Source organism: Nesterenkonia sp. F (assembly GCF_000220985.1).
In the GTDB taxonomy this organism is placed as follows: domain Bacteria; phylum Actinomycetota; class Actinomycetes; order Actinomycetales; family Micrococcaceae; genus Nesterenkonia.
Genome location: NZ_AFRW01000025.1, coordinates 25,364 through 33,725, shown reverse-complemented (window position 1 = coordinate 33,725; position 8,362 = coordinate 25,364). Strand labels below are relative to the sequence as shown.

The window sequence follows — 8,362 nt, the reverse complement described above, 5'->3', positions numbered from 1 at the left end:
CGCCGACCGGCTCGCCCCGGTGTGGGAGCTCTTCGCCGCCTGCGGCGGCAGCCTGCGGGGCACCGTCGCGCTCGCCGAGCAGCTGTCCCTGGTGCCGGGGAACAGTCTCCCGGCCCCGCTGCAGGGTCCGGATGCGGCCGCGCGGCGCCGGGCCGCGGAGGTCGTCGAGGCCTGCGGCCTGGCCGGGGAGGGGCTGGGATGAGGCCCGGGGACGTCGGGACCGGAGCGATCGACCTCAGCCGACCGATCCGTGCGGGGATGATGGTCTACCCGGGCGATCCGGAGGTGACCCGGGCTCCGGCGCTGACGCTGGCCGCCGACGGCGTCGCCGTCGAGCGGCTGGCCTGCGGCTCGCACACCGGCACGCACGTCGACGCCCCGTGCCACAGCATCGGCGGCGGGCGCACCACCTCGGAGATCGCCCTCGAGGAGCTGATCGGACCGGCGCTGGTGCTGCCGCTCGACGCCGCGCCCGGCGAGCTGATCTCCGCCGGGCGCCTCGAGCATGCGCTCGCCGCGCTCCTCGGCCCCCGTGAACCGCTGCCGCCTCGGGTCCTGCTGGCCTTCGGCTGGGACCGGCATTTCGGCACTGAGCTCGCCCTGCGGCATCCGGCGCTGAGTGCTGAGGCCGCCGAGCTGCTCTGGTCCCGCGGGATGCGCGTGCTCGGCACCGATGCGCTGAGCCCGGACCCGACGACGCCGGAGCCTCAGGGAACCGGCGACGCCGGCCCGGAGGGTGTCTTCGCGGCGCACCAGCTCGTCCTCGGCCGCGACGGGCTGCTCGTGGAGAACCTCTGCCGCCTGCGCGAGCTGGGCCCGGGGATCCACCAGGTCGGGATCATCCCGCTGCCGCTGGCCGAGGCCGACGGCGCGCCGGTGCGTGCCGTCGGCTGGCCGCGCTCGGATCCTCGGAGCTCCTGAAGGTCCCGGCGCTCCGAACGCGGCCAGGCCCAGCCTCCTCAGTAGAGGATATGGGCGCAGAGCACGATCACCGGCAGGGTGATCACCGTGCGCTCGAGGAAGACCACCACCAGGTGGCGGAACGTCACCGGCAGGCTGGAGGCCAGCAGCATGCCGCCGACCTCGGACATGTAGATCAGCTGGGTGATCGACAGGCAGCCGATGATGAACCGGGTCATCTCCGAGGTGATGTCCATGGCGATCACCGAGGGGAGCAGCATGTCGGTGAAGCCGATGAGCATCGTCTCCGAGGCGGCCTTGGCCTCGGGCACCTGCATCGCCTCCAGCACCGGCACGAAGGGAGTGCCCAGCCAGGTGAACACCGGCGTGTGCTCGGCGACGACGACCGCGAGCGTGCCCACGGCCATGATCACCGGCAGCACGCCGATCCACATCTCCAGCACGTTGGACAGGCCGCGTTTGACCGTCTCGCCGGGCAGCGCGATCGAGGCCCGCTCGAGGGCGCCGCGCCAGGCGCGCCGCAGCAGCGGGCCCTGCTCCTCGGTGCTCTCCTGCGCACGGCGCGGCGTGCCGTCGATGTAGACGTCCGGGAATCGGGACAGCGGCGGGATCCGCGGCATGATCATCGCCGCGACCAGCCCGGCGACCACGATGGTGCCGTAGAAGCCCAGGAACATGTGCTCCAGCCCCAGGTAGCCCATGACCACGATGGTGAAGGTCAGCGAGACCACGTTGAACGTGGTGCCCAGCACCGCGGCCTCGCGCCGGGTGTAGTAGCCGTGCTCGTACTGCTGGCTGGTCATCAGCACGCCGATGATCGCGTCGCCGAACCAGGAGGCCAGGCTGTCGATGGAGGAGCGGCCGGGCACGGTGAACAGCGGGCGCATGATCTTGTTCATCAGCGCGCCGGCGAACTCGATGAGCCCGAAGTTCAGCAGCAGCGGCAGCAGCAGCCCGGCGAAGAAGAACACGGTGACCAGCAGGGCGGCGAGGTCGAAGATCACCTGGCCGGTGTCCTCGCCCCAGAGCCACTCCGGACCGATCTGCCAGAGCGTCATCGCGCCGACGATCAGGCCGACGACGCGGATCACCAGCCAGGAGACGGTGCTGCGGAACAGCGTGCGCAGCGTCGCCGAGCGCTCCATGAACGCCGGGGCGAAGACCATGTGCACTGCAGTGCCCGCCGCCGAGACGGCCATCAGCCCGACCATCAGGTAGGGCATGACGTCGCTCAGCAGCGATCCCGCCGTGTCGGCGAGGACGGCCACCGGGATGGTGATCGAGCCGTCGGGGGAGGGGACCGGCACCATGAACAGGGCGACGCCGATCAGCGAGGGGATGATGAACCGCGGAGCGGCCCGTGCGGTGCGCGTCGAGGTCATGGCGATCAATCCTCGTCCTGCGTCCGACGGCCCATCGCCGAGACGAGCTCGTAGACCAGGTGGCTGGCGGCGACGCCGGTGATCTGGGCGTGGTCGTAGGCCGGGGAGACCTCGACGACGTCGGCTCCGACGATATTGAGGTCGGTCAGCGAGCGGATGATGCGCAGCATCTCCCGGCTGGTCAGCCCCCCGGCCTCCGGGGTCCCGGTGCCCGGGGCGTGGGCCGGGTCCATGACGTCGACGTCGATGGAGAGGTAGACTGGCTTGTCGCCGAGGCGCTCGCGCAGCCGGGCGACGGCGGCCGGCACGCCGTGCTCTTCGATGAACTCGCTGGAGGTGATCTCGAAGCCCAGGCGCGCGTCGTCGTCGAGGTCGCCCTTGCCGTACAGCGGGCCGCGGGTGCCCAGATGCGCGCTGGCGGTCAGGTCGATGAACCCGTCCTCCGAGGCGCGGCGGAACGGGGTGCCGTGGGTGACCGGGGCGCCGAAGTAGGTGTCCCAGGTGTCCAGATGCGCATCGGCGTGCAGCACCGCGACCGGGCCGTGCGTCGACGCCATGGTGCGCAGCAGGGGATAGGCGATGGTGTGGTCGCCGCCGATGGTCACCAGCTTCCCGGCCCGCTCCAGCAGCTCGCGGGAGCCGGTCGCCACCGCCTCGATCGCCTCGTCGAGGTCGAAGGGGTTGGCGATCAGGTCGCCGGCGTCGGCGACCTGCTGCACCGCGAAGGGTGAGACGTCCTGGGCGGGGTTGTAGGGCCGCAGCAGCCGGGAGGCGTCGCGGACGTGGGACGGGCCGAAGCGCGCGCCCGGACGGTAGCTGACGCCGGAGTCGAAGGGCACGCCGACGACGGCGACGTCGGCGCGGCCGACCTCGTCCAGGCCCGGCAGCAGGGCGAAGTTCGCATGGCCGGCGTAGCGCGGGGTGGCCGAGCTGTCGCGCGGGCCGACAGGGGAGGGAGTGTGGTCAGTCATGGTGTCCTTTCGTCGCCGCGGGGATCGCGACGGTGGAGAGGGGATGCGGTCGGGCTCAGTCGAGGGCGACGGGCTTGAGCTCGTCCCACTGGTCGCCGGGGCCGGGGTTCGACGCCGACGTCGCCCCGCCCAGGTGGTCCATCACGCCCCAGACGGCGTTCAGCGCGGTGGTGACCGCGCCGTCGGCCCAACCGGCGGTGAAGGAGATGTCGTCGCCGGCTAGGAAGATCCCGCGCTGATGCTCGGGCAGATCGCGCTGGACGAAGTGGTTGAACAGCCGCTCCTGGTAGCGGTAGTGGCCGGGCAGGTTGTTCTTGAAGGCGCCCATGAAGTTCGGGTCCGCCTCCCAGGAGACGGTGATCGGCTGGCCGATGATGTGCCGGCCGATGTCCAGATGCGGGTAGATCTTGTGCAGCGAGTGCAGCATCAGCCGGGTGCGCTCGTCGGCGTCCAGCGGCAGCCACTTCAGCGCGTCGTCGTTCCAGGTGTAGGAGAGCAGGATCGCCGCGGGCTTGTCCGGGCCCTCGTCGAGCAGGTACGTCGCCCGCGGCAGCCGGTCGGTGAGCGTCATCGACATCGCATCGCGGCCGGTCTGCGGGTCGGTGTCGCGCCAGAAGGGGCGGTCGACCATCACGAAGGTCTTCGAGGAGAGCATGTAGTGGCTCTTCTCGATGGCGTTCCACATCCGCGGGGAGAACAGCTCCTCGTCGGTGTCGATGCGCGTGGAGAGCAGCCAGGACTGGCAGGTGACCACGGCGGCGGCGTACTCGACGGTGCGGCCCCACTTCTCGGTGATCGTCACCCCGCCCTCGACGCCGCGGTGAATGCCGGTGACCGCCCCGCGCGGGGCGCCGCGGTGCAGCGACTCCAGCGAGGTGCCCGCCGGCCAGTGGACGATGTCCTCGGGGGCGTGGCGCCACAGCGACTCGGGCAGGCGCTGGGCGCCGCCGACGATGCCGTGGTGGTCGTCGTCGGCGTCGGTGAAGACCACGCGCAGCACCTCGAGCACCGAATTGGGGAAGTCGGTGTCCCAGCCGCCGGAGCCGAAGCCGACCTGGCCGAAGGTCTCGATATGCTTCCAGCTCAGCTTCCGGAAGGCCTCCGAGCCGGAGATGAAGCCGTAGAAGGACTCGTCGTCGAAGCGGGCGACCAGCTCGTTCCAGAGCCGCTTGAGCTCGGCGGCGTCGCGGCGGCGGATGGCGTCCTGGACGGCGTCGATCTCCGCCTCGTCGCGCAGCGCCTGCTTCCAGGCCTCGGCGACCTCCCGGTAGAAGGCCGGCAGCTGGTCCTCGGTCTCGGCGTAGGTGGGCTCTCCCTCGTCGGCCAGGTCGATGACCGTCGAGGGCGTCGCCGGCGACAGCGGGTTCGGGAACTCGCGGGTCTCGAGGCCGAGCAGGTCGACGTAGTGGTAGAAGGCCCGGCCGGTGCTGGGGAAACGCATGCCGCCGAGGTCGACCACGCAGTCCGGGGCGCCGTCGAAGGCCTGCGACTTCAGCCGGCCGCCGATCTCGCCGGCCTCGTGGATCACCGGCTTCAGGCCCATCTTCATCAGCTCGTAGGCGGCGACGATGCCGGCCAGGCCGGCGCCGACGACGGCGACCTCGGTGCCGCGGACTTCCTCGGGCACGCGGCCCAGGCCCTCCGGGGAGTCCAGGAAGTGGTCGTAGCTGAAGGGGAAGTCGGGGCTGAACATGGTCAGCGGCGGAGTCTCTTCGGCGGCGGCGTGGTCCGGGGCGGTCTCGGTCATGGCATCCTCATCCTTCGGGCGATCGGGGGAGGCAGGACGGTCTGCGGTGCGGACAGACGGATGCATCCTGCGATGCGGGGTCAGGAGACGAATGTACTGAGGCGCACCTCACACAGCAATGATGGATCGTCAGCAGAGGTCATCATATGCTTCAGATCTGGAGGTGTTCATCGCTGACTGTTCACTGAACAGGCGTGGTCGGTGCCTCACGCATGATTTATGTCATGCTCGATGCCGGATCGTGCTGAATTCGGCGGATCCCGCGCTCGGAGGGAGGACCAGGCGATGTCGACCATCGACGACGAGCTCATCGCCGCGCTGCAGGACGACGGCCGCGCCAGCTACAGCGCGCTCGCCGCACGGCTCGGAGTGCCGCGCGGAACCGTCTCCGCACGGCTCAAGGCGCTCACCGAGTCCGGCCGGGTGCGCATCGTCGCCGCCGCCGATCCGGCGTTCCTCGGCGAGACCTGCTCGGCGCACGTCTCGATCGCCGGCCGCGGCGAGCTGAGCGAGGTCATCGAGCATCTGCGCGGCCGCGACGACATCCCGCTGGTCTCGGCGATCTCCGGGGCCCAGGATCTGGTGGTGGAGGTGCGTGCCGCCGACCAGGACGCCCTCTTCGACGTGCTCGCCTGGATCCGCAGCTTCGAGCAGGTCGCCCGGATCTCCACTGTGCTCTACAACGACATCCTGCGCGGATCCTTCGTCTCCGACTACGGCGGCGGCGGGCGCATCGACGCCATCGACAGCGAGCTGGTGGAGCTGCTGCGCCATGACGGCCGGATGAGCTACCGCGACCTGGCCGCCCGCGTGCGGCTCTCGCCGACGGCGGTCCGCGCGAGGGTGCGGCGCATGGTGGACAGTCGGATCCTGCGGATCAGCGCGGTGGTCACCCACACCGCCCGGGCCGGACGCACCAAAGTCGGAGTGGGTCTGCACCTCGGCGCCGACGACCAGGCGGTGATCGACCGCCTCATGGGCTGGCCCGAGGCCGAGTTCGCCGCGCTGACCATCGGCGCCTTCGACCTCGTCGCCACGCTCAGCTCCGGAGTGCCGGGAGAGGTCTTCGCCCGGCTCGACGAGCTCAAGGGGCTCGCGGGCGTGGCCGGGATGGAGACCTGGTTCCACCTGCAGACGCTCAAGGAGGACTACTCGCGGGCGATCTGAGCATCCAGGCCGCGACTCCGGGCATCGAGCGGGCGATGTGTCGAGGTTTCGGGGCTTTTCGCCGGGCAGAACCTCGACACATCGCCCACTCGATGGAGGATGGAGATCGACGCCCCGCCCGAGCCGATGGAGGAACCTGCCATGCCGACCGAGACGACCGACGCCGCGGCCGAGACCACCGACATCATCCTGGACTGCGACCCCGGCCACGACGACGTCGTCGCACTGCTGCTGGCGCTGGGCAGTCCGGAGATCCGGGTGCTGTCGGTGACCACCGTCGCCGGCAACCAGACGCTGGAGAAGGTCACCGCCAACGCGCTGGCCACGCTGGCGCTCGCCGGGGCCGAGGACGTCGACGTCCACGCCGGCTGCCAGCGCCCGCTGACCCGCGAGCTGCAGGTCGCCGCCGACATCCACGGCGAGTCCGGGCTCGACGGCGTGACGCTGCCGGCGCCGTCGCGCGCAGCCCGCGCGGAGCACGCCGTCGACCGGATCATCGCCGAGGTGATGGACCGGCCGGCCAGCACGGTGACGCTGGTGCCCACCGGCCCGCTGACGAACATCGCCGCCGCCGTGCGTCGCGAGCCGCGGATCGTCGAGCGTGTGCGGGAGGTGGTGCTCATGGGCGGGGCCTGTCGCGGCGGCAACGTGACCCCGGCGGCCGAGTTCAACATCCACGTGGACCCCGAGGCGGCCGACGTCGTCTTCGACCAGGACTGGCCGCTGACGATGGTCGGTCTCGACGCGACCCACCAGGCCGTCGCCGACGAGCAGATCGTGGCGGCCTGCGCGGAGCTGGGCACCGACGTCGGCGCGGCCATGGCTGATCTGCTGGGCGCCTTCGGGCGGAACTATCGTGCGGCGCAGGGCTTCGCCGCCGCCCCGCTGCACGACGCCTGCACGATCGCCGAGCTCGTCGAGCCCGGTCTGCTGCAGACGGTGACCGCCCCGGTCGCCGTCGAACTCCACGGCGAGCACACCACCGGGATGACTGTGGCCGATCTTCGTCCGCAGGCGCCGTCGGGCGGCACGACGCGCGTGGCCCTGGGGCTCGACCGCGACCGCTTCTGGGCGATCCTCCTCGACGCCCTCGCCCGCCTCTGAGGCGACGGCGATCGCGATGACTCCGTGGAAGGTGCGGGAATGCGCGCACATACCCACATGTCCCACGGACTCATCGCAGGGGAGGGAAGGGGCTCAGCCGCGGCGCCAGGCGGAGACCTCGGCGTCGTCCTCGGCCGGGGCGATGAACCGTGCATAGCGCGCGTCGTCGTCGAGGTGGCGCTTCAGCCAGGCGACGGTGTGCGCGGCGATGGTCGCATCGGCGCTCAGTGGGTCCAGGTGGTCGGCTCCGCGCAGCTCCAGATAGGCCTTCGCCCGCGTGCCGGTCAGCCCGGCATAGATCGGCAGCGCATGCTCGTCCACCGGAGCCACGCGGTCCTCTTCGGCGCCGAGGACCAGCGTCGCGGCCTCGATCGCGGACCAGCCGCGCCGCGGGTGCCACGGCGCCACCGGCACCACGGCGTCGATCTCCTCCCGCGCGGCGGCCGCGCGCAGCGCCCCGCCGCCGCCCATCGAATGGCCGATCACCGCCTGCCGCTGCTCATCGACCCGACCGGCGAGGTCCTCGGCGGCGGCGACATGGTCCAGGGCCGCGAGCAGCTGCCGTCCGCGGGCACTCGGCTCGTCGTCCAGGGACTCGGTGCCGAGGGTGATCACCGCGAAGCCGAAGGACGCCAGCCGTGGGCCCATCCAGGCGATGGCCGACTCCTGGGCGCCGTAGCCCGGCGAGATCGCCACCATGCCGACGTCGCCGTCGCCGGCGGCGGGCAGGTGCAGCGTCCCCTCGCCGAAGCCCTCTGCCGCCGCGGCGGGCACGTCGCGCTGCTCGACGGAGAAGGGCCCGCGCGGCTGCCGCAGCATCGTCGCCGTGGGGTCCGGGCCGCGGGCATGGTCGGCGGACGGCGTCTCGACGGCGGGATCCGACTCCTCGGCCACCGGCGCCGACCGCGGCGGCGCCGAGGCGGTGACCAGTCCGACGACGACGGCGCCGGCGACCAGCAGAGCGGCGGCATGGCGGGCCGCGGCGCGCGCGACGGTCATGGCGCCTCCCCGCGGTCTCGACGGTGTGCACCGCTCGTCCTGACTCTCGACGCGCCGTCGGACCCTGTCAA

Annotated in this window: 7 protein-coding genes and 1 pseudogene; 4 read left to right on the top strand and 4 right to left on the bottom strand. The window is 71.7% G+C overall.

Features of this window, described 5'->3' with window-relative positions; genetic code table 11:
• Positions 1-202 (top strand): annotated as a pseudogene (locus tag GU5_RS17185) (dihydrodipicolinate synthase family protein); the annotation flags it as partial.
• Positions 199-921: a cyclase family protein gene (locus GU5_RS0102955; protein ID WP_010524092.1), complete on the top strand. Its 723-nt coding sequence runs from the start codon at positions 199-201 to the stop codon at positions 919-921. The pseudogene GU5_RS17185 and the gene GU5_RS0102955, both read left to right, overlap by 4 nt.
• 38 nt (positions 922-959) lie before the next feature.
• On the opposite strand, the gene GU5_RS0102950 is transcribed toward GU5_RS0102955, so the two are convergent.
• From GU5_RS0102950 to GU5_RS0102940, 3 genes are read right to left on the bottom strand one after another with little or no spacing between them, the layout of a single operon-like run.
• Entirely contained in the window at positions 960-2,303 is a 1,344-nt protein-coding gene (locus GU5_RS0102950; protein ID WP_010524091.1) for a YjiH family protein, read from the bottom strand.
• Between the two features lie 5 nt (positions 2,304-2,308).
• The gene (gene speB / locus GU5_RS0102945) at positions 2,309-3,274 is read right to left on the bottom strand and encodes an agmatinase (protein WP_010524090.1); all 966 of its coding nucleotides are present in this window, start codon (positions 3,272-3,274) and stop codon (positions 2,309-2,311) included.
• A gap of 55 nt (positions 3,275-3,329) precedes the next feature.
• The gene (locus tag GU5_RS0102940) at positions 3,330-5,021 is read right to left on the bottom strand and encodes an NAD(P)/FAD-dependent oxidoreductase (RefSeq protein ID WP_010524089.1); all 1,692 of its coding nucleotides are present in this window, start codon (positions 5,019-5,021) and stop codon (positions 3,330-3,332) included.
• Between the two features lie 285 nt (positions 5,022-5,306).
• Here GU5_RS0102940 and GU5_RS0102935 point away from each other — a divergent pair, with 285 nt between their 5' ends.
• Together GU5_RS0102935 and GU5_RS0102930 are read left to right on the top strand one after the other, a co-directional pair.
• A complete protein-coding gene (locus GU5_RS0102935; protein ID WP_010524088.1) occupies positions 5,307-6,188 on the top strand; it encodes an Lrp/AsnC family transcriptional regulator in 882 nt (293 codons plus the stop codon).
• 141 nt (positions 6,189-6,329) lie between these two features.
• Entirely contained in the window at positions 6,330-7,292 is a 963-nt protein-coding gene (locus tag GU5_RS0102930) for a nucleoside hydrolase (protein ID WP_050806570.1), read from the top strand.
• A 93-nt stretch (positions 7,293-7,385) separates the two neighbouring features.
• On the opposite strand, the gene GU5_RS13730 is transcribed toward GU5_RS0102930, so the two are convergent.
• Positions 7,386-8,291: an acetylxylan esterase gene (locus tag GU5_RS13730; RefSeq protein WP_010524086.1), complete on the bottom strand. Its 906-nt coding sequence runs from the start codon at positions 8,289-8,291 to the stop codon at positions 7,386-7,388.
• Positions 8,292-8,362: the final 71 nt, after the last annotated feature.